The organism is Enterobacter cloacae complex sp. P6RS, assembly GCF_014982245.1.
GTDB classification, from domain to species: domain Bacteria; phylum Pseudomonadota; class Gammaproteobacteria; order Enterobacterales; family Enterobacteriaceae; genus Enterobacter; species Enterobacter bugandensis.
In genome coordinates, this window is sequence record NZ_JADCLB010000011.1 from 1 (window position 1) to 25,721 (window position 25,721).

A 25,721-nucleotide genomic window follows, 5' to 3' on the forward strand; every position below is an offset into this window, starting at 1 on the left:
CCACGAGCTTTTTCTTCTGGCGCGTTATCGATCTGGTCGAATGCACGAGCAGAACCACCGTAGGTTTTAGCCAGAACGGTAGTGATTGCAGCGGTCAGGGTAGTTTTACCATGGTCAACGTGGCCGATAGTACCAACGTTGACGTGCGGTTTTGTACGTTCAAATTTTTCTTTAGACACGGCTATATTCCTTACTATAGTGCTCTCCCCTCTGGAGAGAGCACGGGACTTAGGTTTTAATCCTGTGGATTACTTACCACGGGCTTCAATAACGGCCTGAGCAACGTTGTTAGGCGCATCATCATACTTCAGGAATTCCATGGTGTATGATGCACGACCTTTGGTCAGAGAACGCAGCTGAGTTGCATATCCGAACATTTCAGACAGCGGAACTTCAGCGTGGATCTTAACGCCAGTTACTTCGGATTCCTGACCACGCAGCATACCGCGACGACGGCTCAAGTCACCGATAACGTCACCGGTGTTCTCTTCAGGAGTTTCAACTTCAACCTTCATGATTGGCTCAAGCAGAACTGGTTTTGCTTTCTTAAAGCCTTCTTTAAAGGCAATAGACGCAGCCAGTTTAAACGCCAGTTCAGAGGAGTCAACGTCGTGGTAAGAACCGAAGTGCAGACGGATACCCATGTCAACAACCGGATAGCCAGCCAGAGGGCCCGCTTTCAGCTGTTCCTGGATGCCTTTATCAACGGCTGGGATGTATTCGCCAGGAATTACACCACCTTTGATGTCGTTGATGAACTCGTAACCTTTCGGGTTAGAGCCCGGCTCCAGTGGGTACATGTCGATCACAACGTGACCGTACTGACCGCGACCACCAGACTGCTTAGCGTGTTTACCTTCAACATCGGTAACTTTCGCGCGAATCGCTTCGCGGTAAGCAACCTGAGGTTTACCCACGTTCGCTTCAACGTTGAATTCACGCTTCATACGGTCAACGATGATGTCCAGGTGGAGTTCACCCATACCAGCGATGATGGTCTGGTTAGATTCTTCATCAGTCCATACGCGGAATGATGGGTCTTCTTTCGCCAGACGGCCCAGAGCCAGACCCATTTTTTCCTGGTCAGCTTTGGTTTTTGGTTCAACCGCGATGGAGATTACCGGCTCAGGGAATTCCATACGCTCCAGAATGATCGGGTGATCCGGGTCACACAGGGTGTCACCAGTGGTCACGTCTTTCAGACCGATAGCTGCAGCGATGTCGCCCGCACGAACTTCTTTGATCTCTTCACGTTTGTTAGCGTGCATCTGTACGATACGGCCAAAACGTTCACGCGCCGCTTTCACGGAGTTCAGGATGGTGTCACCAGAGTTAACCACACCAGAGTAAACGCGGAAGAAGGTCAGGTTACCCACGAATGGGTCGGTAGCAATTTTGAACGCCAGTGCAGAGAACGGCTCGTCATCACTTGCGTGACGCTCAGCCGGAGTATCTTTACCGTCGTCCAGGATGCCGTTGATCGCAGGAACGTCAACCGGGGATGGCAGGTAGTCAACTACCGCATCCAGCATCGCCTGAACACCTTTGTTCTTGAACGCAGAACCACAGGTTACCAGGATGATTTCGTTGTTCAGAACGCGCTGACGCAGAGCTTTTTTGATCTCTTCTTCAGACAGTTCTTCACCACCCAGGTATTTCTCCATCAGCTCTTCAGAAGCTTCAGCAGCGGATTCGATCAGGTTCTGGTGCCATTCGTCAGCCAGGTCCTGCATCTCAGCCGGGATATCTTCGTATTCGAAGGTAACGCCCTGGTCTGCATCGTTCCAGTTGATGGCTTTCATTTTCACCAGGTCGATAACGCCGGTGAAGCCTTCTTCAGCACCAATTGCCAGCTGCAGCGGAACAGGGTTCGCGCCCAGACGGGTTTTGATCTGGCCAACAACTTTCAGGAAGTTAGCACCCATACGGTCCATTTTGTTAACGAACGCGATGCGTGGAACTTTATATTTGTTCGCCTGACGCCATACGGTTTCAGACTGTGGCTGAACACCACCAACTGCGCAATAAACCATTACCGCGCCGTCAAGAACACGCATGGAACGTTCTACTTCGATGGTGAAGTCAACGTGGCCCGGGGTGTCGATGATGTTTACGCGATGCGGTTCGTACTGCTTAGCCATACCTGACCAGAATGCAGTAGTCGCTGCGGAGGTGATGGTAATACCACGCTCCTGCTCCTGTTCCATCCAGTCCATGGTGGCTGCGCCGTCATGAACTTCACCGATTTTATGGTTTACACCGGTGTAGAACAGAATACGTTCGGTAGTAGTGGTCTTACCGGCGTCGATGTGCGCACTGATACCGATGTTACGGTAGCGTGCGATGGGTGTTGTACGAGCCATTTGATTCCTCGTTTGTTTCTTTAGGCGTTCAGTTAAGTTACCCAGAGCGGGCAGCTTCTCTGAAGCGCCCGCCTGGTGACTAATACTCCGAAGGGATTACCAACGGTAGTGTGCGAACGCCTTGTTGGCTTCTGCCATACGGTGAACGTCTTCACGTTTCTTAACTGCAGTACCTTTGTTTTCTGCAGCATCAGAAAGTTCGTTCGCCAGACGCAGAGCCATGGATTTATCACCGCGTTTACGAGCAGCTTCAACGATCCAACGCATTGCCAGGGCATTACGACGAACCGGACGAACTTCAACTGGAACCTGATAAGTAGAACCACCAACGCGGCGGGACTTAACTTCTACAGTTGGGCGAACGTTGTCGAGAGCGACTTCGAAAGCTTCCAGTTCATTTTTACCAGAACGCTGAGCCAGGGTCTCCAGCGCGCTGTATACGATTGCTTCTGCAGTAGATTTTTTACCATCTACCATCAGGATATTTACAAATTTTGCCAGCAGTTCTGATCCGAACTTCGGATCTGGAAGAATTTTACGCTGACCAATGACGCGACGACGTGGCATGGGAATACTCCGTTGTTAATTCAGGATTGTCCAAAACTCTACGAGTTTAGTTTGACATTAAGATAAATCAGTTTGGCCTTACTTAACGGAGAACCATTAAGCCTTAGGACGCTTCACGCCGTACTTGGAGCGAGCCTGCTTACGGTCTTTAACACCTGAGCAGTCCAGCGCACCACGAACGGTGTGGTAACGAACACCCGGAAGGTCTTTAACACGACCGCCACGGATCAGGATCACGGAGTGCTCCTGCAGGTTGTGACCTTCACCACCGATGTAGGAAGTCACTTCGAAACCGTTAGTCAAACGCACACGGCATACTTTACGCAGTGCGGAGTTTGGTTTTTTAGGAGTGGTGGTATATACACGAGTACATACGCCACGTTTCTGCGGGCAGGCTTCCAGCGCAGGCACGTTGCTTTTTGCAACTTTGCGTGCACGTGGTTTGCGTACCAGCTGGTTAACTGTTGCCATTAAATAGCTCCTGGTTTTAGCTTTTGCTTCGTAAACACGTAATAAAACGACCTCATACAATATGAGGACGCGAAATTTTAGGGCTACGTCGAAAAGGTGTCAAGAAATATACAGCGATCTCAAATCACCAGTTCATTTGACTGGCGTGCGTCACAGTAAGATTGACGAAATCAGTATAGCCAACCACGTCAATTTTGGCTGAAATTTGACCAGAAAGACCCCGCGCATCCAGATCGTCCTTCAGCGCAGAGACCGTTATGGGGGCATTCGTGAGAATTTCAACGAAACGTCCACCTTCAAGTGCAGCGAGCACGCCATCCTGAATCAGCAGCAGATCGTCACCTTCGCGCAGCATGCTCAACAGCGTGTCGATATCACATTGCCATGGTGAATGGCTGAGAATATGGAGCATGGAAGCCTCAGAAAGTCAGAATGGTGTCGTAGTGGGAGAGTTGTTCACGCAGTGCTGCGGCAGGTAAGGTCGTCACATCCAGCACAAAAGGCGTCTTATCGCTTAAACCTCGCGCCGTTAAAGAGTCGGCACAGACATAGCAGGTTTCGATATCGTAAAGCGGCAGCACTTTGAAGGTGGCGATGTAGTCGCGCGCCAGAATGGCCTGCGGCTGTTGGCCCGCCAGAAGCTGAAGCACGCCGTCCCCCAGAAAGAAGACACCGATATCTTCTGTTAACGCCGATGTTGCAAGCAGCGCATCCAGGCCTTCGCGACCAGAGGTGCTGCCGTGCGGCGCAGAAGTAAAAACAAATGCCACACGCTTCATCAGAATTGCACCACTCTGTCGCAGGTTAACGCCGCCTGAGCCAATGCGCCCAGACCACTCAACGAAAAACCAGGCTGCAGGTTAGCGCCTGATAATCCCAGGCGCTCGGCTTCGGCTGCATCCGTCAGGCCGCGACGCAGCGCCGCCGCCACGCAGATATGCAGCTCAACGCCCTGCTTTTCATTTAACGCCTGCCAGGCGCGGACCAGATCAAACTCGTCGCTCGCCGGCGACGTAAACTGGTTCGCGTTATACACCCCTTCCCGATAGAAGAAGACGCTCGCCAGTTCGTGTCCGGCCGCCAGCAGCGCATGCGCAAACTGCAGCGCGCTGCTGGCCTGTTGAGTCCCATACGCCGGGCCAGTCACCATTAATGCAAAACGCATTACTTATCTTGCCCCACGAAATCGCCGCTTTTGAACTGACGGATGTAGAGGTAAACCGTATGCTTGGAGATGTTCAGACGATCGGCCACCTGGTTGATGGCATCTTTAATGTCGAAAATCCCTTTCTCGTAGAGATTGAGTACGATCTGGCGATTCTTGGCGTTGTTCGATACGTTGCGGTCAGCATTGACCTCTTCAATGGTGAACTCAAGCGTCTGCGTGACGAGATCTTCAACGGAGGAGGCAAAGTTAACAGAAGAGCCAACGTCTGGCGTTTCTGGCGGAATAAAGGTGCTCATGATCTGCGAGAATGGCACATCAAGGTTCATGTTGATGCACAGCAGCCCAATCACACGATGCTCGCGATTTCGAATCGCGATGGTTTCTGATTTCATCAGCACGCCGCTTTTGGCGCGGGTGAAATAACATTTTGAGACGCTGCTGTCCGCGCCGGTCATGTCATGCAACATACGCAATGCAAGGTCGGTAATTGGCGAACCAATTTTACGGCCGGTATGCTCACCATTAGCAATGCGGATGGCGGAACACTTCAGATCTTGCAGGGAGTGCAATACGATTTCGCAGTGGGAACCAATGAGCATCGCTAACCCGTCCACTACCGCTTCATAGGATTTCAGAATATCGAAGTCGGTCTGGTCAAAAGGACGTTGATCCAGCAAATCAAGTTCACTGGTTTCGTTGGTTAAAAGCGACCTGGACATGAAAAAAACACTCCTTTTCAGGAGCCTGTCGTTAGGTTTTCAGGGCAGGCTCATTATCTACACGGACAACTAAATTAATACAGCGTGCCTAACGCTTTCCAGTGTTAATTATATCTGCCCCACAATAAAAAACCGCCGCCTTAAAAGGCGGCGGTTTGCATCACATTACTTCTTAGCGTCTGTCGCAGCTTTCTGATCTGCCTGCGCTTCCGGTTTCGCATCCGCTTTCGGCGCTGGTTTGATGTCCAGCAGCTCTACGTCGAAGACCAGCGTGGAGTTAGCCGGGATACCCGGAACGCCAGTTTTGCCATAGGCCAGATCCGGTGGGATAACCAGCTTGATTTTGCCGCCTTTTTTGATGTTTTTCAGGCCTTCAGTCCAGCCTGGGATCACACCGTCCAGACGGAAAGAAAGAGGTTCACCACGGGTGTAAGAGTTATCGAACTCTTTACCGTCGATCAGCGTACCTTTGTAGTTCACCACAACGGTGTCGCTGTCTTTAGGCGCATCACCGGTACCTTCTTTCTCAACTTTGTACACCAGACCAGTAGAAGAGGTTTTCACACCCTTCTCTTTAGCAAAGGTGTCGCGGTAGGCTTTGCCTTTCGCTTCGTTGTCTTTAGCGTCCGCTTCCATCTTGGTCTGAGCGGCACCCTTCACGCGCGCTTCGAACGCCTGCAGAGTCTGTTCGATTTCCTGGTCAGACAGTTTGCTCTTATCAGCAAAAGCGTCCTGAACACCCGCGATCAGCTGGGCTTTGTCCAGTTTGATGCCCAGTTTCTCTTGTTCTTTCAGAGAGTTTTCCATGTAGCGGCCCAGAGATGCGCCCAGTGCGTAGGCGGATTTCTGGTCGTCATTTTTGAACGCCGCTTTGCTGTCTGCAGTGGCAGCAGGCTTCGCAGCAGTATCAGCAGCGAATGACAGCGGCGCGTTCAGTGCAACAGCCATCGTCGTCGCCAGCAGCGTTACTTTAAACAGTGATTTCATCCATATCTCCAGGGCCTGGGGACTCTCACCCCAGCGTTAAACGTAAATGAGTGACGTACTATAAAACGTTGCGGAAGAAATCTACAGACAGACACTTCCAATTCTCGCCACTTTTCAGACTATTTTTGTTTAAATAAGTTTCTTGCCAACGGGATAGAGACTGCACTTAAGGATAAACTCAGTTAAACTGCGCCGCCGCTGGGCCAATATGGCGTATCAGATATAAACGAGGTGAATGATGAAGGACACAATGATAGAAGCGAGAATGGCTGAGCTGGAAAGCCGCCTGGCTTTTCAGGACATCACCATCGAAGAGCTTAACCAGACCGTGACCGCGCACGAACTCGAAATGGCGAAACTGCGGGATCATATGCGCCTGCTGACGGAAAAGCTGAAGGCGACGCAGCCGTCAAATATTGCCTCTCAGTCGGAAGAGACGCCACCACCTCATTATTGAGGCGTAAAAAAAGCGGGATTATCCCGCTTTTTTATTTTCCGCATGACGGAATTAGTGGCAACCGCAGCCGCCGTTGCCGCAACCACCTTTACCGTGGCCGTGGTCATGACCATGGTCGTGGCCGTGACCACCGCAGCAGCCGTCGTGGCCGTGATCGTGATCATGGTCGTGACCATGCGCACCGTGAACGTGGCCATGGGCCAGCTCTTCTTCGGTCGCTTCACGGATCGCAACAACTTCTACGTTGAACTTCAGGTTCTGGCCAGCCAGCATGTGGTTGCCGTCAACTACAACGTGGTCGTCTTCAACTTCAGTGATTTCAACAGGAACCGGACCTTGGTCAGTTTCAGCCAGGAAGCGCATGCCAACCTGCAGCTCGTCAACGCCCATGAACACGTCTTTAGGAACGCGCTGAACCAGGTTGTCGTCATACTGACCGTAAGCGTCGTTCGCGCCTACAGCAACGTCGAATTTATCGCCAACTTCATGACCTTCCAGCGCAGTTTCCAGGCCGGAAATCAGGGAACCGTGACCATGCAGGTAGTCCAGCGGCGCACTCACCGGAGACTCATCAACCAACACACCGTCTTCTGTACGTACCTGATAGGCCAGGCTGACCACCAGGTCTTTTGCTACTTTCATGATATCTCCTGAGCGTGGGAAAATTGCTGGCGCAGATTGTAGCGGAAATCTGCACCCGTGTACCCTTAAGCTTAAAAAAACTCAGAGCATATCGCTAGTCTGGATGAAAAATGCCGATCACTTGCTCTTCTTTGCGAACGTGATCGCGTGCTTCTTTGTCGGCCTCACGCATCTGGTGACCGCACTTAACGCACTCAACTATATCAATATTATTTTCGCGCCACATGGCCAGCGTATCTTGAGCCTGGCAAGACGGGCACTTTGCACCCGCGATAAAGCGTTTACGTACAGCCATCTTTCGTTACCTTTTATTCAAATTCATCCCAGCCGTCGAGCTGGCGTCGTTCCTGCTGCATCTCTCGCTGAAAGATCTCCTCCAGCTCGCGCCGCGCTTCCCGCACGCGGGAGATCTGCGCCGTATCGCTATGTACAGGCATTAATTCGCGCAGCATGCGCATATCCAGCCGGCGGAAGTGCATCTGGGCGCGCTGCGCCTGGTGAGGATGCATCCCCAGGGAGATTAACGCCTTGCGCCCCAGTTCCAGCGCACTGGAGAACGTCTCACGGGAGAAGTGTTTCACACCTGCCTGCAACAATTCGTGAGCTTCAACACGCCCCCGGGCACGCGCCAGAATATTCAGGTGCGGGAAATGCTGCTGACATAGCTCCACCAGCTTCATCGTATCTTCCGGATCGTTGCAGGTGATGACGATAGACTCCGCGGCTTCCGCCCCGGCCGAGCGCAGAAGCTCAAGCTGAGTGGCATCGCCGTAATAGACCTTGTAGCCATATTTGCGCATCAGGTTGACCGCGCTGATATCGCGCTCCAGCACCGTAATGCGCATTTTGTTCGCCATCAACAGGCGGCCAATCACCTGCCCGAAGCGGCCGAAGCCCACGACGATCACCTGCGGCTTATCGTCTTCTACCCACGGCGCTTCATCTTCATCGTCTGCCGGATTCAGGCGGCGCGACAGGAGTTTATCCACCATCTTCATCAGCAGAGGCGTGGTCATCATCGACAGCGTTACCGTCACCAGCAGCAGCGCCATCTGGTCATCTTTAAACAGCTTCTGAGAGGAGGCGGTGGAGAACAGCACAAACGCAAACTCGCCACCCTGGCTCAACACGCTGGCAAACTGCATGCGTTCCGAACTGCGCAACCCGTAGATACGCGCCATGACGTACAGCACCAGCATTTTCACCGCCACCAGGATCGCAACACTCACCGCAACCCAGAGCAGATGGGTATAAAGCACGCCAAGATTGAGCGCCATTCCCACCGAAATAAAGAACAGGCCTAACAGCAGCCCTTTGAAGGGATCGATGGCAATTTCCAGTTCGTGCCGATATTCACTCTCCGCCAGCAGCACGCCGGCAATAAAGGTGCCCAGCGCCATCGACAGCCCCAGCGCGTCCATAAACAGCGCCGAGCCGAGCACCAGCAGCAGCGTCGCGGCGGTAAACACCTCGCGCACGCCCGAGGCGGCAATAAAGCGGAACACCGGACGTAACAGGAAACGTCCGCCAATCAGCATGCCCGCGAAGGCCAGCACCTTCATGGAAATTTTTGCCCAGTCGAAGTGATCGTCGCCCGAGCCCGCCAGCAGCGGCACCAGCGCCAGCGCCGGGATCACCGCTAAATCCTGGAACAGCAGCACCGAAAAGCCCAGCTGTCCGGCCTCATTGCGGTTCATCCCCTTGTCGCGCATCAGCTGCAGCGCCATCGCCGTCGACGACATTGCGAGACCAATCCCGCCAATTACCGCCGCCTGCCAGGAAAAGTTGGTCAGCATTAACAGGCCAGCCAGAATCGCGGCGCTAAACAGCACCTGCGCGGCGCCCACGCCAAAGATAGAGCGTCGAAGCTGCCACAGCTTCGAGGGGTTCAGTTCGAGGCCGATGATGAACATCAGGAACACCACGCCGAGCTCCGAGAAGTGAAGAATTTCATCCACGTCGCTGATGAAACCCAGTCCCCATGGGCCAATGGCGATCCCCGCGAGCAAATACCCCAGCACCGCCCCGATGCCGATACGGGCGGCAAACGGCACCGCGACGACGGCGGCAAATAAAAACAGCACCCCGGCGAGGAGTAAATTCGATCCTTCCATTAACGACCTCCTGCCGGAATCGGTGATGCCAGCCATTCGCCGTAGGCTCTGGCGTGGCTTGCGAGCGCTTTCGGGTCCTGACGCCGCGCCCAGTAAACAATAATCGGGCTCATCCAGTGCATGTGGCACATGGCCGCCGTCAGCTCGAACGGCCTCAGGATGTCGCTCATTGGATAGCGGTTCAGCCCGTCGTGACGGTAAGCGCTTTCGGGTTCACCGGTGGTGATCACACTGCGCCAGTACTTTCCCGCCAGCTGGTTGCCCCCCACCCCACTGGAGAAGCCCCGGCTCAGCACGCGGTCCAGCCACTCTTTCAGCAGCGCCGGACAGCTGTAGGTATAGAGCGGATGCTGAAATACAATCACGTCATGCTGACGCAGCAGTTCCTGCTCGTAAGGAATATCGATAAAGAAATCAGGATAGTGCGCGTAGAGATCGTGCACCGTGACGTTACTGAGCTGTGTGGCCGGCTTAAGCAGGACCCGGTTCGCCACCGAGTCCTGAGATTCCGGATGGGCATACAGCAGCAGCACTTTCGCTGTCTGAGACATCACTCCCCTCCCGGTTCTGTTTTTGTGTATTGTTGTCGTTTTGGGCTACCATGGCGGCCCGGTGGGGAAAATGGCCCACACCTTACATTATCATAATGACAAATTAACATAGTCGGAACATACGGCGCTTCTATGATTGTTTTCTCCTCGTTACAAATTCGTCGCGGCGTGCGCGTCCTGCTGGATAACGCCACAGCTACCATCAACCCGGGCCAGAAAGTGGGTCTGGTCGGCAAAAACGGCTGCGGTAAATCCACCCTGCTGGCGCTGCTGAAAAACGAGATTAGCGCGGATGGCGGTAACTTTACCTTCCCGGGGAACTGGCAGCTCGCGTGGGTAAACCAGGAGACGCCAGCCCTGAGCGAACCGGCGCTCGACTATGTTATCGACGGCGATCGCGAATACCGTAAGCTCGAAGCGGAACTCAACGCGGCCAACGAGCGCAACGACGGTCACGCCATCGCTACCGTTCACGGCAAGCTGGACGCCATCGACGCGTGGACCATTCGCTCCCGCGCCTCCAGCCTGCTGCACGGCCTGGGCTTCAGCAATGAACAGCTTGAACGCCCGGTAAGCGACTTCTCCGGCGGCTGGCGCATGCGCCTCAACCTGGCGCAGGCGCTGATCTGCCGCTCAGACCTGCTCCTGCTCGATGAACCGACCAACCACCTCGATCTCGATGCGGTTATTTGGCTCGAGAAGTGGCTCAAAAGCTATCAGGGCACTCTGATTCTCATCTCCCACGACCGCGACTTCCTCGACCCGGTGGTGGATAAAATCATTCATATCGAACAGCAAACCATGTTCGAGTACACCGGTAACTACAGCTCCTTTGAGCGCCAGCGCGCGACGCGCCTTGCCCAGCAGCAGTCGATGTATGAAAGCCAACAGCAGCGCGTGGCGCACCTGCAGAGCTTCGTGGATCGCTTCAAAGCTAAAGCGTCAAAAGCCAAGCAGGCCCAGAGCCGCATTAAAATGCTGGAACGCATGGAGATGATCGCCCCGGCACACGTGGATAACCCGTTCCACTTCAGCTTCCGCGCGCCGGAAAGCCTGCCGAACCCGCTTCTGAAGATGGAAAAGGTCAGCGCGGGTTATGGGGATCGCATCATCCTCGACTCTATCAAGCTTAACCTGGTGCCGGGTTCGCGCATTGGCCTGCTGGGGCGCAACGGCGCCGGTAAATCAACGTTAATTAAGCTGCTCGCGGGCGAGCTTAACCCAACCAGCGGTGAAATCGGCCTGGCGAAGGGCATTAAGCTTGGCTATTTCGCCCAGCATCAGCTGGAATTTTTACGCGCGGATGAATCCCCGATTCAGCATCTGGCGCGTCTTGCGCCGCAGGAAATGGAGCAGAAACTGCGCGACTACCTCGGCGGCTTCGGCTTCCAGGGCGATAAGGTGACCGAAAACACCGGGCGTTTCTCGGGCGGCGAAAAAGCCCGTCTGGTGCTGGCGCTGATTGTCTGGCAGAGACCCAACCTGCTGCTGCTCGATGAACCGACCAACCACCTGGATCTCGACATGCGTCAGGCGCTGACCGAAGCGCTGATTGAGTTCGAAGGCGCACTGGTTGTCGTGTCGCACGATCGCCACCTGATCCGCTCCACCACCGACGATCTCTACCTGGTACACGGCGGCAAAGTCGAACCGTTCGACGGCGATCTGGAAGACTACCAGCAGTGGCTGACGGACGTACAAAAGCAGGAAAACCAGCCGGAAGAGTCAGCGAAAGACAACGTCAACAGCGCACAGTCGCGTAAAGACCAGAAGCGCCGCGAAGCGGAACTGCGCACCCAGACCCAGCCGCTGCGTAAAGAGATTGCCCGTCTTGAAAAAGAGATGGAAAAGCTCAACGCCACGCTTGCCGCCGTCGAAGAGAAGCTGGGCGACAGCGACCTGTACGATCAGAGCCGTAAAGCGGAGCTAACGGATTGTCTGCAAACGCAGGCGAAAGCTAAATCCAGTCTCGAAGAGTGCGAAATGGCATGGCTGGATGCCCAGGAACAGCTGGAAGCGATGCTGCAGGCAGACTGAATTTTTACCCCGTTGTGCGAACGGAATCTATCTCTGGTTCGGAAATCCAGGCTAAACGGGGTACAATTCGGAAAGTATAGTGAATTTCTGACAAGAATCAGCATCGTCCTTATGACCCAAATCATTCCATCAGACTTCGACATTACAGCCGAAGACAGCACCGAGTTCGTGCCCATGCGCGGCGTGGCCAACTGCCATTTGCAGACCATGCTGCCGCGGCTGATCCGCCGCAAGGTCCAGTTCACTCCGCACTGGCAACGGCTCGATCTGCCGGACGGTGATTTTCTGGATCTCGCCTGGAGCGAAGCGCCGGAACAGGCTCTTCATAAGCCGCGTCTGGTGGTTTTTCACGGTTTAGAAGGCAGCCTGCACAGTCCGTATGCGCATGGGTTAATTGAGGCCGCCAAAGCGCGCGGCTGGCTCGGCGTGGTGATGCATTTTCGCGGCTGTAGCGGCGAGCCGAATCGTCAGAAACGCATTTATCACTCGGGTGAAACCGAAGATGGCACGTGGTTTCTACACTGGCTGCGGGAAAATTATGGCGCCGCGCCAACGGCCGCCGTGGGCTACTCGCTGGGCGGTAATATGCTCGCCTGTCTGCTGGCCAAAGAGGGCGACAGCGTACCGCTGAATGCAGCAGTGATTGTCTCCGCACCGTTTATGCTGGAGCAGTGCAGCTACCACATGGAAAAAGGCTTTTCTCGCGTCTATCAGCGCTATCTGCTCAACCTGCTGAAAGCCAACGCGGCGCGAAAGCTGAAGGCCTATCCGGATACCCTGCCGGTAAGCCTGCGCCAGCTGAAAAAGGTACGCTGCATCCGCGAATTCGACGATCTGATCACCGCCAAAATTCACGGCTTCGCCGATGCTATCGACTATTACCGACGGTGCAGCGCCATGCCGTTGCTCAGCAAAATCACGCAGCCGACGCTGATTATTCATGCCAAAGATGACCCGTTCATGGATCATCACTCAATTCCCGCGCAGGAATTCCTGCCTGACAACGTTCACTACCAGCTGACCGAACATGGTGGCCACGTGGGGTTCATCGGCGGCACGCTGCGCAGGCCGAAAATGTGGCTGGAAGCGCGCATTCCTGACTGGCTGACTCCTTATCTGGATGGTGCAAAATGATCATTCCCTGGCAGGATCTGGCTCCCGAAACGCTCGATAATCTGATTGAAAGCTTTGTATTACGCGAAGGCACCGATTATGGTGAACATGAGCGTTCGCTTGAGCAAAAGGTCAACGATGTAAAACGCCAGCTGAAAAGCGGCGACGTGGTGCTGGTGTGGTCAGAACTGCATGAGACGGTCAATATCATGCCCCGCAACGCGTTTCACGGCTGATCTTCCAACCTTTTCCGTCAGGGAGTTGCTATGTCTGCCAGACATCCCATTATTGCCGTTACGGGGTCGAGTGGTGCGGGAACCACCACCACCAGCCTCGCTTTTCGCAAGATTTTCGCCCAGCTGAATCTCCGTTCGGCGGAGGTCGAAGGCGACAGCTTTCACCGCTATACGCGGCCTGAGATGGACATGGCGATCCGCAAGGCACGCGATTTGGGTAAACACATCAGCTACTTTGGCCCGGAAGCCAATGATTTCGGCCTGCTGGAGCAAACCTTCCGCGAATACGGTCAGAGCGGTACCGGGCAGTCCCGTAAGTATCTGCACACCTACGACGAGGCCGTACCCTGGAATCAGGTGCCGGGCACCTTTACCCCCTGGCAACCGCTGCCGGAACCCACCGACGTGCTGTTTTATGAAGGATTGCACGGCGGCGTTGTCACACCTCAGCACGACGTGGCGCGCCATGTGGATCTGCTGGTCGGGGTGGTGCCGATCGTTAATCTGGAGTGGATCCAGAAGCTGACGCGCGACATGAGCGAGCGCGGCCATTCGCGCGAGGCGGTAATGGACTCGGTGGTGCGCTCCATGGAAGATTACATCAACTATCTCACGCCGCAGTTCTCCCGCACGCACATTAACTTCCAGCGCGTGCCGACGGTGGACACTTCCAATCCGTTCGCGGCGAAAAGCATCCCGTCGTTGGATGAGAGCTTTGTGGTGATCCACTTCCGCAATCTTGAAGGCATTGATTACCCCTGGCTGCTGGCGATGCTGCAGGGCTCGTTTATTTCCCACATGAATACGTTAGTGGTTCCCGGTGGAAAAATGGGGCTGGCAATGGAGCTGATCATGACGCCGCTGGTGGAGCGACTGATGGAAGGGAAGCAGATCGCGTGAACATGTTCCCTCTCCCCGTGGGAGAGGGTTAGGGTGAGGGCATCAACACGCACGATGCCCCAATAATTAAGCCTCGATCACTTCATACGAATGGGTGATTTTTACCGCTTTCTCCAGCATTAACGCCACAGAGCAGTATTTCTCCGCAGAGAGATCCACCGCGCGTGAAACCGCCGCGTCTTTCAGTTCTTTCCCGGTGACAACAAAGTGCAGATTAATGTGGGTGAACAGGCGTGGCGCCTCTTCGCGACGTTCTGAGGTGAGTTTAACCTCGCAATCCGTCACGTCATGACGGCCTTTTTGCAGAATCGACACCACGTCGATCGCGCTGCATCCGCCTGCCGCCATCAGCACCATTTCCATTGGGCTTGGAGCTTTATCGCCGGAGTTACCATCCATCAAAATCTGGTGTCCTGATGCGGACTCGCCCAGGAACGTTAAACCTTCAACCCACTTCACGCGCGCTTGCATATTCATTAACTCCAACGTTGCATTTTTGGTGACAGATTACGCGTGCGTTACATTTCTCGCAATGGAAGGCGACCTGCATCATGCTGAAGCGAGACACCAGGAGACACGCGGCAAAAGCTATGCTAAAACACTCAGGATGCTACAGTAATACATTGACGTTACACATGTATGCAGAGGACATCAAACTTTACTGGCTGCGAAACGTTACGACAGCCGACTTCCCAGGGTATGGGTAAGAATTCGATTGCAACCCCAGAGTCCGGATGCATCTGATGACTCTGGTGACAGCTTATAACAGAGGATAACAGCGCATGGTGCTTGGCAAACCGCAAACAGACCCGACTCTCGAATGGTTCTTGTCTCATTGCCACATTCATAAGTACCCATCGAAGAGCACGCTGATTCACCAGGGTGAAAAAGCGGAAACGTTGTATTACATCGTCAAAGGCTCGGTGGCAGTGCTGATCAAAGATGAGGAAGGCAAAGAGATGATCCTTTCCTATCTGAACCAGGGCGATTTTATCGGTGAACTGGGCCTGTTTGAAGAAGGCCAGGAACGTAGCGCCTGGGTTCGTGCAAAGACAGCATGTGAAGTGGCTGAAATTTCTTATAAGAAATTCCGTCAGCTGATTCAGGTTAACCCTGACATCCTGATGCGTCTTTCTTCCCAGATGGCGCGCCGTCTGCAGGTGACGTCAGAGAAAGTGGGTAACCTCGCCTTCCTGGACGTGACTGGCCGTATCGCGCAGACTCTGCTGAACCTGGCGAAACAGCCAGACGCGATGACCCACCCGGACGGCATGCAAATTAAAATTACCCGTCAGGAAATCGGTCAGATCGTCGGTTGCTCCCGCGAAACAGTGGGCCGTATTCTGAAAATGCTGGAAGATCAAAACCTGATCTCCGCCCACGGTAAAACCATCGTGGTTTACGGAACCCGTTAATCCTGCCTAAACGGCGTGCCATCGCAAGGTGTCACGCCGTTTTTGTCTCTATTCCCCATGTGGCGCAGGCTGATCTATCACCCGGAAGTTAACTACGCACTACGACAAACGCTGGTGCTGTGTCTTCCCGTGGCCGTGGGCCTGATCCTGGGACATCTTCAGCAGGGCCTGCTGTTTTCTCTCGTCCCCGCCTGCTGCAACATTGCCGGTCTGGACACGCCCCATAAACGCTTTTTCAAACGTCTGATAATTGGCGGCTCGCTGTTTGCTGGCTGTAGCCTCGCGGTGCAGCTTCTGCTGGCTCGCGATATTCCCCTGCCGCTGATCCTGACCGTGCTGGCGATGACCCTCGGCGTCACCGCCGAAATCAGCTCGCTCCATGCCCGTCTGCTTCCCGCGTCACTCATTGCGGCCATCTTCACCCTGAGCCTCGCCGGTAATATGCCTGTGTGGGAGCCGCTGCTGATCTACGCCCTCGGCACGCTGTGGTACGGGCTGTTTAACTGGTTCTGGTTCTGGCTGTGGCGGGAGCAGCCGCTGCGCGAATCTCTGAGCCTGCTCTACGTGCAGCTTGCGGATTACTGTGAAGCCAAATACACCCTGCTCACCCAGCATACGGATCCGGAAAAATCCTTACCGCCGTTGCTGACGCGCCAGCAAAAGGTGGTAGACCTGATAAGCCAATGCTATCAGCAGCTGCATATGCTCGCCGCCAACAAGAACCACGAATATAAACGGCTGTTGCGCACCTTTCAGGTGGGGCTGGATCTTCAGGAGCATATCTCCGTTAGCCTTCACCACCCGCAGGAGGTGCAAAAGCTGGTTGAGCGCAGCCATGCCGAAGCGGTGATCCGCTGGAACGCACAAACCGTCTCCGCGCGCCTGCGGGTGCTGGCCGATGATATTCTCTACCACCGCTACCCCACGCGCTTTAACATGGACAAACAGCTCGGCGCGCTGGAGAAAATCGCCCGTCAGCACCCGGATAACCCGGTCGGCCAGTTTGCCGCCTGGCACTTCAGCCGCATCGCCCGCGTGCTGCGCACCCAGCGCCCGCTTTATTCCCGTGACCTGATGGCGGATAAACAGAAACGTCTGCCGCTGCTGCCGGCGCTGAGAAGCTACCTGTCTCTGAAATCTTCCGCTCTGCGCAACGCTGCAAGGATTAGCGTCATGCTCAGTATCGCCAGCCTGATGGGCATGGCGCTCCACCTGCCGAAACCGTACTGGATCTTAATGACCGTGCTGTTTGTTACCCAGAACGGCTATGGCGCCACGCGGGTGCGCATTCTGCACCGGGCAGGCGGCACGATGGCGGGGCTGATTATTGCGGGCGTGACGCTGCATTTTCACGTGCCCGAGGGCTATACCCTGGCAGGGATGCTGGTGGTCACCCTGGTAAGCTATCTAATCATTCGCAAAAACTACGGCTGGGCGATGGTGGGCTTTACGGTGACGGCGGTATATACCCTGCAGCTGCTGACGCTTAACGGCGAACAGTTCATCGTTGCCCGCCTGATCGACACGCTGTTCGGCTGCCTGATCGCCTTTGGGGGCATGGTCTGGCTGTGGCCGCAGTGGCAGAGCGGGCTGCTGAGGCAGAACGCCCACGACGCGCTGGAGGCCGATCAGCAGGCCATTCGTCTGATCCTGAGCGACGATCCGCAGCCCTCCCCGCTGGCGTATCAGCGGATGAAGGTCAACCAGGCGCACAACGCTCTGTTTAACTCGCTCAACCAGGCGATGCAGGAGCCGGGCTTTAACTCACACTATCTTGCCGATATGAAGCTGTGGGTCACGCACAGCCAGTTTATCGTTGAGCACATTAACGCCATGACCACGCTGGCGCGCGAGCACACCATGCTGACGCCGGATCTGGCGCAGCGCTATTTGCAGTCGTGTGAAATTGCGTTGCAGCGGTGTCAGCAGCGTCTGGAGTATGACGCGCCGGGCGAGTCGGGGGATTCGAACATTCTGGAGGCACCGGAGACGCTGACCCACGGGCCGATGAGCACCCTGGAGCAGCATTTGCAGCGCGTGCTGGGACATCTGAACACCATGCACACCATTTCGTCGGTGGCATGGCGTCAGCGCCCGCATCACGGCATTTGGTTAACCCGGCGGTTAAAGCGAACCGAGTATTAGCCTTTTACGATCTTCTCGACCGCCGCGGCAAAGCGGGTTAACCCGTCGTCAATATCTTTCTCTTCCACCACCAGCGATGGCGCAAAGCGCATCACGTCCGGCCCGGCATTTAGCACCATGACGCCTTCATGCGCAGCAGCGTGCAGAAAATCACGCGCACGGCCTTTGTACTGCGGCTTAAGTTCCGCACCAATCAGCAGCCCCATGCCGCGGATCTCGCTGAAGACGTCGTACTTATTGTTAATCTGCTGGAGATGCTGCACAAACAGCTCGCGCTTCGCGCTAACGCCGTTCAGCACCTCAGGGGTGTTGATGATGTCGAACGCGGCACCTGCCACGGCGCTCGCCAGCGGGTTACCGCCGTAGGTCGAGCCGTGAGACCCGACGTGGAACGCAGAGGCAATCTCCTGCGTCGTCAGTACTGCACTCACCGGAAAACCGCCGCCGAGCGCTTTCGCGCTGGTCAGAATATCCGGCGTCACGCCGTAGTGCATGTAGGCAAACAGCTCTCCGGTACGCCCCATCCCGCACTGCACTTCATCAAACACCAGTAGCGCCTGATGTTCGTCGCACAGTTCGCGCAGCCCTTTCAGGAATTCCGGGGTTGCCGCGGTCACGCCGCCTTCGCCCTGAATCGGCTCCACCACCACCGCGCAGGTGTGGTCGTCCATCACCGCTTTCACCGCGTGCAGATCGTTAAACGGCACGTGGATAATGTCGGCTGGTTTCGGACCGAAGCCGTCGGAATACTTCGGCTGGCCGCCAACGGAGACGGTAAAGAAAGAGCGTCCGTGGAAGGCGTTATGGAAGGCGATGATTTTAGTTTTGTACGGGCTATGGCGCGTGGTGGCGTAGTAACGCGCCAGCTTAAAGGCGGTTTCGTTGGCTTCGGTGCCGGAGTTCATAAACAGCACGCGCTCGGCAAAGGTCGCATCAATGATCTTGCGGCCCAGGCGCAGCGCAGGTTCGTTGGTGAACACGTTGCTGGTGTGCCACAGGGTTTCGCCCTGGGTTTTCAGCGCGTCCACCAGCGCAGGATGGCAGTGGCCCAGCGCCGTGACCGCAATACCGCCCGCGAAATCCACATACTCCTTGCCCTGCTGATCCCAGACGCGGCTGCCTTTCCCCTTCACCGGGATAAACTCAGCCGGTGCATAAATCGGCAGAATCACTTCATCGAATGTCGCGCGGGTAATTGCTGGTTGTTCAGTTGCCATGTCATGCCCATCCATTTTATGTCACATTCATTGTGAAAATATAATCACAAAATATGCATAAAAACTCACAACAAGGCAACAGATATTCAGCGATTGAGGAAATTTGCCAGCAGTGCGTGCCCCTGCTCGCTGAGGATACTTTCAGGGTGGAACTGCACGCCTTCGAGATCCCACTCGTGGTGGCGAATCCCCATGATCTCCTGCGTATCGCTCCAGGCGGTCACGTCAAAGCAGTCGGGCAGCGTCGGTGGGTCAATCACCAGCGAATGGTAGCGCGTCACGGTTAGCGGGTTATTGAGCCCTGTGAATACGCCCGTGCCGGTGTGGGTGACCGGCGAGGTTTTGCCGTGCATCACTTTCGCGGCACGCACGATGGTAGCCCCAAATGCCTGGGCAATCGCCTGATGACCGAGACAGACGCCCAGGATCGGCAGCCTGCCGGCATAGTGGTGAATAACCTCCAGAGAAATGCCCGATTCCGACGGCGTACACGGCCCCGGCGAAATGACGATTTTCTGCGGAGCCAGCGTCTCAATATCAGACAGGCTGAGTTCGTCGTTGCGGCGGACAACCACCTCTGCACCCAGTTCACAAAAATACTGGTAAAGGTTCCAGGTGAAGGAATCGTAGTTATCAATCAGCAGAATCATGGCGGCTCCCGAAAAAAATGCCGCCCTATTCTACTCAGATTCCCGCGCTTCGCTCACTACTTTGGCAAAGATAGCGCTCAGCGCGGTCAAATCGCCCGTGGCACCGCTTCGGTTCGCCGCCACCCACTGCTCGGGATCAATATCCCGCCAGTCCAGCGCGTAATTCGCGTGGATGGCCAGCTGCTCAAAGAAGACGCGCTGAGCAATGCCATTACCGCGCATAAAGGGATGCAGCATATTGATTTCACAGTAGTAATGGCTCACTTTTTCAACAAACGCCGCTTTTTCAAGACCCACAAGATACTTATCACTTTCCAGCGCTGCCATCAGTTCGTTACCCATCGTCTCGATGTACTCAAAATGGCAGAAGGGAATGTCACCCTTAAAAATATCGTCGGTACGGAATTCGCCTGCCTGCTTCATCTCTCTGTGATACAGATGGCGATGAATGAGGCACAGATGCGGTAGCCCGGGCGCTGAAGGCCCAAGCTCCAGCGTCTCAATGCCGGGCTCTGAAGGACCATTACCTTTTTCAAGGAGACAACTGGCCTGAAAATTGACGTTACGCTGTTGCTCCCAGAGACGGGATTTTTGCTTATCGGTGAGTTTTTTCACTTAACGCCTCCCTGAATAGTCCGTTTGCCACAAGTATAAGCAGCAAAACGCGCTTTCGCAGGGAGGGGTCACAACACGGGCGAGGATCGCCCGTGTCAGAGAGGATTACGGCAGAACTTTTGCGGAGAGGATAACGACAGGTTTAGACGGCACATTCTGGTATGGACCGACATCGTGAGTCTGAACCTGAGAGATTTTGTCCGCCACGTCCATCCCTTTCACAATTTTACCGAAGACCGCATAGCCGAAGTCGCGCTGGCCGTGGTCGAGGAAAGCGTTATCCGCCACGTTGAGGAAGAACTGGCTGGTGGCGCTGTCTTTATCCGCCGTGCGCGCCATGGAGATGGTGCCGCGCTTGTTCAGCAGGCCGTTGTCCGCTTCGTTTTTGATGGGTGGGTTAGGCTGTTTCTGCTGCATCTGCTCGTTGAAGCCGCCGCCCTGAATCATGAAGCCAGGGATCACGCGGTGGAAGGTGGTGTTGTTATAGAAACCACTGTTCACATAGTCGAGGAAGTTTTTTACAGAAACCGGAGCTTTCTGGCTATTCAGTTCCAGCTCAATGTTCCCGGCAGAGGTGGTCAGCAGAACGTGAGGGTCCCCTTTGGCTGCCAGCGCAGCAGGGGAAACGGCAGAAAGAGCAAACACAGCTGCGACAGCCGCCAGTGTTGATTTGAGCATGAGAATTCCTTAACAAAGCGCAGTATAAAAAGCGAATGGCTTGATTCTAAAGAGCAGTATGAACCGAGACCAGCCTTTTACCTAATTTTACGAAATTGAAACAATTATTACTGCGCAAACGATTGGTTATACCGCCATTTAGTGTGACTTAGATCACACTAAAACCTGCAATGGCATATTCATTTCCCTTAAAAGATAGGAATAGATCACTTTAGCGACTAAAATCTGCCCGCTCTCAGCGCCCTTCCGGCGCTTTTCTTTTTCTGAACAGGCCAGACATGACTAACAGCAATCGCATCAAGCTCACATGGATAAGCTTCTTCTCCTACGCCCTGACCGGCGCGTTGGTGATCGTCACCGGGATGGTGATGGGAAATATCGCAGACTACTTCCAGCTGCCCGTTTCCAGCATGAGTAACACCTTCACCTTCCTCAACGCGGGGATCCTGATCTCAATCTTCCTGAATGCCTGGCTGATGGAAATCGTCCCGCTGAAAACCCAGCTGCGCTTCGGCTTCGTGCTGATGGTTGCCGCCGTGGCGGGCCTGATGTTGAGCCACAGCATCGCCCTGTTCTCCGCCGCCATGTTCGTGCTGGGCCTGGTCAGCGGGATCACGATGTCGATCGGTACGTTCCTTATTACGCACATGTATGAAGGCCGCCAGCGCGGCGCGCGCCTGCTGTTTACCGACTCCTTCTTCAGCATGGCCGGGATGATTTTCCCGATGGTCGCCGCGTATCTGCTCGCGCGCAGTATTGAATGGTACTGGGTATACGCCTGTATCGGTCTGGTCTATGTCGCGATCTTCATTCTGACCTTCGGCTGTGACTTCCCGGTGCTCGGCAAAAAAGCGCAGACCACCTCAGAGCCGGTGGCGAAAGAAAAATGGGGTATCGGCGTGCTGTTCCTCTCCATTGCCGCCCTATGCTACATCCTCGGTCAGTTGGGCTTTATCTCGTGGGTACCTGAATACGCCAAAGGTCTGGGCATGAGCCTGAACGACGCGGGCAAACTGGTGAGCGATTTCTGGATGTCTTACATGTTCGGCATGTGGGCCTTTAGCTTCATCCTGCGCTTCTTCGACCTGCAACGTATTCTGACCGTCCTGGCGGGTCTGGCGACCGTGCTGATGTATCTGTTCATCAACGGTTCCCCGGAGCATATGCCATGGTTCATCCTGACCCTGGGCTTCTTCTCCAGCGCGATTTACACCTCAATCATCACCCTGGGCTCCCTGCAGACCAAAGTGGCTTCGCCAAAACTGGTGAACTTCGTGCTGACCTGCGGCACCATCGGCACTATGCTGACCTTCGTGGTCACGGGCCCGATTGTGGCGCACAGCGGCCCGCTGGCCGCGCTGCACACCGCTAACGGTCTGTATGCCGTGGTGTTTATCATGTGTTTCATTCTGGGCTTCGTGACCCGTCACCGCCAGCACAATACGACAACGGCTACCCACTAATCGTCAAAACCCCTTTGCGTTCTGCAAAGGGGTTTTACCCTGCTTACCCGCTCTGACTGCCGATTCGTAAAAAACCCCGTCAAATTTGTGCGAAAAACAAGCAAGCACAAAAATCAAACAATATCCGTTACTTATAAAAAACCTGACAAATCATACATATACCCACTAAGGGGTAGGTGAAGGCGTATTTGATTTGCATCAATAAGTGCCCCTGCTGAATCGTTAAGGTAGGCAGTAATAGAAAAGAAATCGAGGCAAAAATGAGCAAAGTCAGACTCGCTATCATCGGTAACGGCATGGTCGGCCACCGCTTTATTGAGGATCTTCTCGATAAAGCCGATGCTGACCAGTTCGATATTACCGTGTTCTGTGAAGAACCCCGCAAGGCGTACGACCGTGTGCACTTGTCTTCCTACTTCTCTCACCATACCGCCGAAGAGCTCTCTCTGGTGCGCGAAGGTTTCTACGAGAAGCATGGCGTAAAAGTGCTGGTGGGCGAACGCGCTATCACCATCAACCGTCAGGAGAAAGTGATCCACTCCAGCGCCGGGCGTACGGTTTTTTACGATAAGCTGATCATGGCGACTGGCTCGTATCCGTGGATCCCGCCGATTAAAGGGTCGGAAACCCAGGATTGCTTCGTTTACCGTACCATTGAAGACCTCAACGCCATTGAATCCTGCGCACGTCGAAGCAAACGCGGTGCGGTTGTTGGCGGTGGCCTGCTGGGCCTGGAAGCGGCAGGCGCGCTGAAAAACCTCGGCGTTGAAACCCACGTTATCGAATTTGCCCCGATGCTGATGGCGGAACAGCTGGACCACATGGGTGGCGACCAGCTGCGTCGTAAAATCGAAAGCATGGGCGTGAAGGTTCACACCAGCAAGAACACCAAAGAGATCGTGCAGGAAGGCACAGAGGCGCGTAAAACCATGCGCTTTGCCGACGGCAGCGAGCTGGAAGTGGACTTCATCGTCTTCTCCACCGGTATTCGTCCGCGCGACAAGCTCGCCACGCAGTGCGGCCTGGCGGTAGCGCAGCGCGGCGGGATCATGATTAACGATACCTGCCAGACCTCCGATCCGGATATCTACGCCATTGGCGAGTGCGCCAGCTGGAATAACCGGGTATACGGTCTGGTGGCACCAGGATACAAAATGGCGCAGGTCGCCGTGGACCATATCCTCGGCAGCGAAAACGCCTTCACCGGCGCAGACATGAGCGCCAAGCTGAAGCTGCTGGGCGTGGACGTAGGCGGTATCGGCGATGCGCATGGCCGCACCCCGAACTCCCGCAGCTACGTCTATCTGGACGAAAGCAAAGAGGTCTACAAACGCCTTATCGTCAGCCAGGACAACAAAACCCTGCTCGGTGCGGTGCTGGTGGGCGATACCAGCGACTTCGGTAACCTGCTCCAGCTGGTGCTGAACGCGATTGAACTGCCGGAAAACCCGGACGCGCTGATCCTGCCGGCGCACGCCTCCAGCGGTAAACCATCTATCGGCGTAGATAAACTGCCGGACAGCGCGCAGATTTGCTCCTGCTTCGACGTCACCAAAGGCATGCTGATCTCCGCCATCAACAAAGGCTGCCACACCGTTGCGGCGCTGAAGGCCGAAACCAAAGCCGGTACCGGCTGCGGCGGCTGTATTCCACTGGTGACTCAGGTACTGAACGCTGAACTGGCGAAACAGGGCATCGAAGTGAACAACAACCTGTGCGAACACTTCGCTTACTCTCGCCAGGAGCTGTACCATCTGATCCGCGTGGAAGGCATCAAGTCCTTCGACGAACTGCTGGAGAAACACGGCCAGGGTTACGGATGTGAAGTGTGTAAACCGACCGTCGGCTCCCTGCTGGCGTCCTGCTGGAATGAGTACGTGCTCAAACCAGAACACACGCCGCTGCAGGACACCAACGATAACTTCCTGGCGAACATCCAGAAAGACGGTACTTACTCCGTCATTCCGCGTTCCGCCGGTGGCGAAATCACCCCGGAAGGGCTGGTCGCCGTGGGCCGTATCGCACGTGGGTTTAACCTGTACACCAAAATCACCGGTTCCCAGCGTATCGGCCTGTTTGGTGCGCAGAAAGACGATCTCCCGGAAATCTGGCGTCAGCTGATTGAGGCGGGCTTCGAAACCGGTCACGCGTATGCCAAAGCGCTGCGCATGGCGAAAACCTGCGTGGGCAGCACCTGGTGCCGCTACGGCGTGGGCGACAGCGTGGGATTCGGCGTCGAGCTGGAAAACCGCTACAAAGGCATCCGTACCCCGCACAAAATGAAGTTCGGCGTCTCCGGCTGTACCCGTGAATGTGCGGAAGCGCAGGGTAAAGACGTAGGGATCATCGCCACCGAGAAAGGCTGGAACCTGTACGTGTGCGGCAATGGCGGGATGAAACCACGCCACGCGGACCTGCTGGCGGCGGATCTCGATCGCGACACACTGATCCAGTATCTCGACCGCTTCATGATGTTCTACATTCGTACCGCCGATAAGCTGACCCGTACCGCTTCCTGGCTCGATAACCTGGAAGGCGGTATCGACTACCTGAAGTCGGTCATCATTGATGACAAGCTGGGTCTGAACGAACAGCTGGAATCCGAGATGGCTCGCCTGCGCGAGGCGGTGATCTGCGAGTGGACCGAAACCGTCAACACCCCGGCGGCGCAGACGCGCTTCAAACACTTTATCAACAGCACCCAGCGCGACCCGAACGTGCAGGTAGTGCCGGAGCGCGAACAGCATCGTCCTGCAACCCCGTATGAACGCATTCCGGTGATGCTGGTGGAGGAAAACGCATGAGCCAGTGGGTAAACATCTGCAACATTAACGACATTCTGCCATCAACCGGCGTCTGTGCTTTGCTGGGTAACGAGCAGGTAGCTATTTTCCGCCCTCGCCACGATGAACAGGTCTTTGCCATCAGCAATATCGATCCGTTCTTTGAGGCCAGCGTGCTCTCCCGCGGTCTGATTGCTGAACACCAGGGTGAGCTGTGGGTCGCCAGCCCGCTGAAAAAGCAGCGTTTCCGCTTAACCGACGGGCACTGCATGGAAGATGAAAGCTTCTCCGTGAAGCACTACGACGCCCGCGTGAAGGACGGCAAGGTGCAGCTCAAAGCGTAACCCTCCGCCTTTCCAATAGGAAAGGCTTATGACCCCTTATGGGTAACGGCAGGAAAAACCGTATGTTCTGTACGATTCCTGCTGTT

General features: G+C 55.1%; 28 protein-coding genes. 10 read left to right on the plus strand and 18 right to left on the minus strand.

Annotated features, from left to right (window positions below; genetic code table 11):
• From INF73_RS06185 to fkpA, 9 genes are all read right to left on the minus strand, one after another.
• On the minus strand, window positions 1-179 hold a 179-nt coding region (locus INF73_RS06185; protein WP_010287081.1), incomplete at its 3' end, for a GTP-binding protein.
• Window positions 180-248: 69 nt separating this feature from the next.
• Complete coding sequence (gene fusA, locus INF73_RS06190; RefSeq protein WP_028014637.1) at window positions 249-2,363, minus strand: elongation factor G; 2,115 nt, start codon at window positions 2,361-2,363, stop codon at window positions 249-251.
• 96 nt (window positions 2,364-2,459) lie between these two features.
• Window positions 2,460-2,930, minus strand: a complete 471-nt coding sequence (gene rpsG, locus INF73_RS06195) for a 30S ribosomal protein S7 (RefSeq protein ID WP_003861706.1) — start codon at window positions 2,928-2,930, stop codon at window positions 2,460-2,462.
• Window positions 2,931-3,026: 96 nt separating this feature from the next.
• Window positions 3,027-3,401 (minus strand): 30S ribosomal protein S12, encoded by a 375-nt coding sequence (rpsL, locus tag INF73_RS06200; protein WP_000246815.1) that lies wholly within the window; start codon window positions 3,399-3,401, stop codon window positions 3,027-3,029.
• Window positions 3,402-3,525: 124 nt separating this feature from the next.
• Window positions 3,526-3,813, minus strand: a complete 288-nt coding sequence (gene tusB, locus INF73_RS06205) for a sulfurtransferase complex subunit TusB (RefSeq protein WP_041911943.1) — start codon at window positions 3,811-3,813, stop codon at window positions 3,526-3,528.
• Between the two features lie 7 nt (window positions 3,814-3,820).
• Window positions 3,821-4,180 (minus strand): sulfurtransferase complex subunit TusC, encoded by a 360-nt coding sequence (gene tusC, locus INF73_RS06210; RefSeq protein WP_028014639.1) that lies wholly within the window; start codon window positions 4,178-4,180, stop codon window positions 3,821-3,823.
• Window positions 4,180-4,566: a sulfurtransferase complex subunit TusD gene (gene tusD, locus INF73_RS06215; RefSeq protein WP_193540291.1), complete on the minus strand. Its 387-nt coding sequence runs from the start codon at window positions 4,564-4,566 to the stop codon at window positions 4,180-4,182. The genes tusC and tusD overlap by 1 nt, the downstream gene beginning before the upstream one ends.
• Window positions 4,566-5,288, minus strand: coding sequence for a transcriptional regulator (locus INF73_RS06220; protein WP_014885489.1), 723 nt, complete (start codon window positions 5,286-5,288; stop codon window positions 4,566-4,568). Before INF73_RS06220 ends, tusD begins: the two co-directional genes overlap by 1 nt.
• Window positions 5,289-5,453: 165 nt before the next feature.
• Window positions 5,454-6,275 (minus strand): FKBP-type peptidyl-prolyl cis-trans isomerase, encoded by an 822-nt coding sequence (gene fkpA, locus INF73_RS06225; protein WP_023331457.1) that lies wholly within the window; start codon window positions 6,273-6,275, stop codon window positions 5,454-5,456.
• Between the two features lie 238 nt (window positions 6,276-6,513).
• On the opposite strand from fkpA, the gene INF73_RS06230 reads away from it, so the two are divergent.
• Window positions 6,514-6,732: a protein SlyX gene (locus INF73_RS06230; RefSeq protein WP_028014642.1), complete on the plus strand. Its 219-nt coding sequence runs from the start codon at window positions 6,514-6,516 to the stop codon at window positions 6,730-6,732.
• A 51-nt stretch (window positions 6,733-6,783) separates the two neighbouring features.
• Here the strand turns inward: INF73_RS06230 and slyD are convergent, their stop codons facing one another.
• The 4 genes from slyD to kefG all read right to left on the minus strand — a co-directional run bounded on the left by slyD (window position 6,784) and on the right by kefG (window position 10,039).
• Window positions 6,784-7,374, minus strand: coding sequence for a peptidylprolyl isomerase (slyD, locus tag INF73_RS06235; protein WP_003861691.1), 591 nt, complete (start codon window positions 7,372-7,374; stop codon window positions 6,784-6,786).
• A 94-nt stretch (window positions 7,375-7,468) separates the two neighbouring features.
• Entirely contained in the window at window positions 7,469-7,669 is a 201-nt protein-coding gene (locus INF73_RS06240) for a YheV family putative zinc ribbon protein (protein WP_003861689.1), read from the minus strand.
• Between the two features lie 13 nt (window positions 7,670-7,682).
• The gene (gene kefB / locus INF73_RS06245) at window positions 7,683-9,488 is read right to left on the minus strand and encodes a glutathione-regulated potassium-efflux system protein KefB (protein WP_193540289.1); all 1,806 of its coding nucleotides are present in this window, start codon (window positions 9,486-9,488) and stop codon (window positions 7,683-7,685) included.
• Window positions 9,488-10,039 (minus strand): glutathione-regulated potassium-efflux system ancillary protein KefG, encoded by a 552-nt coding sequence (gene kefG / locus INF73_RS06250; RefSeq protein WP_193540287.1) that lies wholly within the window; start codon window positions 10,037-10,039, stop codon window positions 9,488-9,490. The genes kefB and kefG overlap by 1 nt, the downstream gene beginning before the upstream one ends.
• A gap of 132 nt (window positions 10,040-10,171) precedes the next feature.
• On the opposite strand from kefG, the gene INF73_RS06255 reads away from it, so the two are divergent.
• The 4 genes from INF73_RS06255 to INF73_RS06270 all read left to right on the plus strand — a co-directional run bounded on the left by INF73_RS06255 (window position 10,172) and on the right by INF73_RS06270 (window position 14,325).
• Entirely contained in the window at window positions 10,172-12,076 is a 1,905-nt protein-coding gene (locus INF73_RS06255) for an ABC transporter ATP-binding protein (protein ID WP_126300763.1), read from the plus strand.
• A 111-nt stretch (window positions 12,077-12,187) separates the two neighbouring features.
• A complete protein-coding gene (locus tag INF73_RS06260; protein ID WP_126300764.1) occupies window positions 12,188-13,210 on the plus strand; it encodes a hydrolase in 1,023 nt (340 codons plus the stop codon).
• Window positions 13,207-13,425: a YheU family protein gene (locus tag INF73_RS06265; protein WP_013099053.1), complete on the plus strand. Its 219-nt coding sequence runs from the start codon at window positions 13,207-13,209 to the stop codon at window positions 13,423-13,425. The genes INF73_RS06260 and INF73_RS06265 overlap by 4 nt, the downstream gene beginning before the upstream one ends.
• Window positions 13,426-13,455: 30 nt before the next feature.
• Window positions 13,456-14,325, plus strand: a complete 870-nt coding sequence (locus INF73_RS06270) for a phosphoribulokinase (RefSeq protein ID WP_028014646.1) — start codon at window positions 13,456-13,458, stop codon at window positions 14,323-14,325.
• A 66-nt stretch (window positions 14,326-14,391) separates the two neighbouring features.
• On the opposite strand, the gene INF73_RS06275 is transcribed toward INF73_RS06270, so the two are convergent.
• Window positions 14,392-14,796: an OsmC family protein gene (locus INF73_RS06275; RefSeq protein WP_008503018.1), complete on the minus strand. Its 405-nt coding sequence runs from the start codon at window positions 14,794-14,796 to the stop codon at window positions 14,392-14,394.
• Between the two features lie 311 nt (window positions 14,797-15,107).
• Between INF73_RS06275 and crp the strand changes: the two genes are divergently transcribed.
• Both crp and INF73_RS06285 read left to right on the plus strand, forming a co-directional pair.
• Window positions 15,108-15,740: a cAMP-activated global transcriptional regulator CRP gene (gene crp, locus INF73_RS06280; RefSeq protein WP_000242758.1), complete on the plus strand. Its 633-nt coding sequence runs from the start codon at window positions 15,108-15,110 to the stop codon at window positions 15,738-15,740.
• A 57-nt stretch (window positions 15,741-15,797) separates the two neighbouring features.
• On the plus strand, window positions 15,798-17,885 hold the full coding sequence (locus INF73_RS06285) for a YccS/YhfK family putative transporter (RefSeq protein WP_193540295.1): 2,088 nt from the start codon (window positions 15,798-15,800) through the stop codon (window positions 17,883-17,885).
• On the opposite strand, the gene INF73_RS06290 is transcribed toward INF73_RS06285, so the two are convergent.
• The 4 genes from INF73_RS06290 to ppiA all read right to left on the minus strand — a co-directional run bounded on the left by INF73_RS06290 (window position 17,882) and on the right by ppiA (window position 21,045).
• Window positions 17,882-19,102, minus strand: a complete 1,221-nt coding sequence (locus tag INF73_RS06290) for an aspartate aminotransferase family protein (protein WP_172976467.1) — start codon at window positions 19,100-19,102, stop codon at window positions 17,882-17,884. The two genes, INF73_RS06285 and INF73_RS06290, sit on opposite strands and share 4 nt — an antisense overlap.
• A gap of 86 nt (window positions 19,103-19,188) precedes the next feature.
• A complete protein-coding gene (gene pabA / locus INF73_RS06295) occupies window positions 19,189-19,752 on the minus strand; it encodes an aminodeoxychorismate synthase component 2 (protein WP_193540284.1) in 564 nt (187 codons plus the stop codon).
• 30 nt (window positions 19,753-19,782) lie between these two features.
• Complete coding sequence (locus INF73_RS06300) at window positions 19,783-20,367, minus strand: putative adenosine monophosphate-protein transferase Fic (RefSeq protein ID WP_028014650.1); 585 nt, start codon at window positions 20,365-20,367, stop codon at window positions 19,783-19,785.
• 105 nt (window positions 20,368-20,472) lie between these two features.
• A complete protein-coding gene (gene ppiA / locus INF73_RS06305; protein ID WP_032644556.1) occupies window positions 20,473-21,045 on the minus strand; it encodes a peptidylprolyl isomerase A in 573 nt (190 codons plus the stop codon).
• Between the two features lie 278 nt (window positions 21,046-21,323).
• Here ppiA and tsgA point away from each other — a divergent pair, with 278 nt between their 5' ends.
• From tsgA to nirD, 3 genes are all read left to right on the plus strand, one after another.
• Window positions 21,324-22,508: an MFS transporter TsgA gene (gene tsgA / locus INF73_RS06310; RefSeq protein WP_193540282.1), complete on the plus strand. Its 1,185-nt coding sequence runs from the start codon at window positions 21,324-21,326 to the stop codon at window positions 22,506-22,508.
• 260 nt (window positions 22,509-22,768) lie between these two features.
• Window positions 22,769-25,312, plus strand: a complete 2,544-nt coding sequence (gene nirB, locus INF73_RS06315) for a nitrite reductase large subunit NirB (RefSeq protein WP_193540280.1) — start codon at window positions 22,769-22,771, stop codon at window positions 25,310-25,312.
• Entirely contained in the window at window positions 25,309-25,635 is a 327-nt protein-coding gene (gene nirD / locus INF73_RS06320; RefSeq protein WP_028014654.1) for a nitrite reductase small subunit NirD, read from the plus strand. The genes nirB and nirD overlap by 4 nt, the downstream gene beginning before the upstream one ends.
• The last annotated feature ends 86 nt before the right edge of the window (window positions 25,636-25,721 follow it).

What these genes read in the sequence shown, in the direction of transcription:
- fusA (WP_028014637.1), bottom strand. Translation starts at nt 2,363, where the DNA reads ATGGCTCGTACAACACCCATCGCACGCTACCGTAACATCGGTATCAGT.
- rpsG (WP_003861706.1), bottom strand. Translation starts at nt 2,930, where the DNA reads ATGCCACGTCGTCGCGTCATTGGTCAGCGTAAAATTCTTCCAGATCCG.
- rpsL (WP_000246815.1), bottom strand. Translation starts at nt 3,401, where the DNA reads ATGGCAACAGTTAACCAGCTGGTACGCAAACCACGTGCACGCAAAGTT.
- tusB (WP_041911943.1), bottom strand. Translation starts at nt 3,813, where the DNA reads ATGCTCCATATTCTCAGCCATTCACCATGGCAATGTGATATCGACACG.
- tusC (WP_028014639.1), bottom strand. Translation starts at nt 4,180, where the DNA reads ATGAAGCGTGTGGCATTTGTTTTTACTTCTGCGCCGCACGGCAGCACC.
- tusD (WP_193540291.1), bottom strand. Translation starts at nt 4,566, where the DNA reads ATGCGTTTTGCATTAATGGTGACTGGCCCGGCGTATGGGACTCAACAG.
- INF73_RS06220 (WP_014885489.1), bottom strand. Translation starts at nt 5,288, where the DNA reads ATGTCCAGGTCGCTTTTAACCAACGAAACCAGTGAACTTGATTTGCTG.
- fkpA (WP_023331457.1), bottom strand. Translation starts at nt 6,275, where the DNA reads ATGAAATCACTGTTTAAAGTAACGCTGCTGGCGACGACGATGGCTGTT.
- INF73_RS06230 (WP_028014642.1), top strand. Translation starts at nt 6,514, where the DNA reads ATGAAGGACACAATGATAGAAGCGAGAATGGCTGAGCTGGAAAGCCGC.
- slyD (WP_003861691.1), bottom strand. Translation starts at nt 7,374, where the DNA reads ATGAAAGTAGCAAAAGACCTGGTGGTCAGCCTGGCCTATCAGGTACGT.
- INF73_RS06240 (WP_003861689.1), bottom strand. Translation starts at nt 7,669, where the DNA reads ATGGCTGTACGTAAACGCTTTATCGCGGGTGCAAAGTGCCCGTCTTGC.
- kefB (WP_193540289.1), bottom strand. Translation starts at nt 9,488, where the DNA reads ATGGAAGGATCGAATTTACTCCTCGCCGGGGTGCTGTTTTTATTTGCC.
- kefG (WP_193540287.1), bottom strand. Translation starts at nt 10,039, where the DNA reads ATGTCTCAGACAGCGAAAGTGCTGCTGCTGTATGCCCATCCGGAATCT.
- INF73_RS06255 (WP_126300763.1), top strand. Translation starts at nt 10,172, where the DNA reads ATGATTGTTTTCTCCTCGTTACAAATTCGTCGCGGCGTGCGCGTCCTG.
- INF73_RS06260 (WP_126300764.1), top strand. Translation starts at nt 12,188, where the DNA reads ATGACCCAAATCATTCCATCAGACTTCGACATTACAGCCGAAGACAGC.
- INF73_RS06265 (WP_013099053.1), top strand. Translation starts at nt 13,207, where the DNA reads ATGATCATTCCCTGGCAGGATCTGGCTCCCGAAACGCTCGATAATCTG.
- INF73_RS06270 (WP_028014646.1), top strand. Translation starts at nt 13,456, where the DNA reads ATGTCTGCCAGACATCCCATTATTGCCGTTACGGGGTCGAGTGGTGCG.
- INF73_RS06275 (WP_008503018.1), bottom strand. Translation starts at nt 14,796, where the DNA reads ATGCAAGCGCGCGTGAAGTGGGTTGAAGGTTTAACGTTCCTGGGCGAG.
- crp (WP_000242758.1), top strand. Translation starts at nt 15,108, where the DNA reads ATGGTGCTTGGCAAACCGCAAACAGACCCGACTCTCGAATGGTTCTTG.
- INF73_RS06285 (WP_193540295.1), top strand. Translation starts at nt 15,798, where the DNA reads ATGTGGCGCAGGCTGATCTATCACCCGGAAGTTAACTACGCACTACGA.
- INF73_RS06290 (WP_172976467.1), bottom strand. Translation starts at nt 19,102, where the DNA reads ATGGCAACTGAACAACCAGCAATTACCCGCGCGACATTCGATGAAGTG.
- pabA (WP_193540284.1), bottom strand. Translation starts at nt 19,752, where the DNA reads ATGATTCTGCTGATTGATAACTACGATTCCTTCACCTGGAACCTTTAC.
- ppiA (WP_032644556.1), bottom strand. Translation starts at nt 21,045, where the DNA reads ATGCTCAAATCAACACTGGCGGCTGTCGCAGCTGTGTTTGCTCTTTCT.
- tsgA (WP_193540282.1), top strand. Translation starts at nt 21,324, where the DNA reads ATGACTAACAGCAATCGCATCAAGCTCACATGGATAAGCTTCTTCTCC.
- nirB (WP_193540280.1), top strand. Translation starts at nt 22,769, where the DNA reads ATGAGCAAAGTCAGACTCGCTATCATCGGTAACGGCATGGTCGGCCAC.
- nirD (WP_028014654.1), top strand. Translation starts at nt 25,309, where the DNA reads ATGAGCCAGTGGGTAAACATCTGCAACATTAACGACATTCTGCCATCA.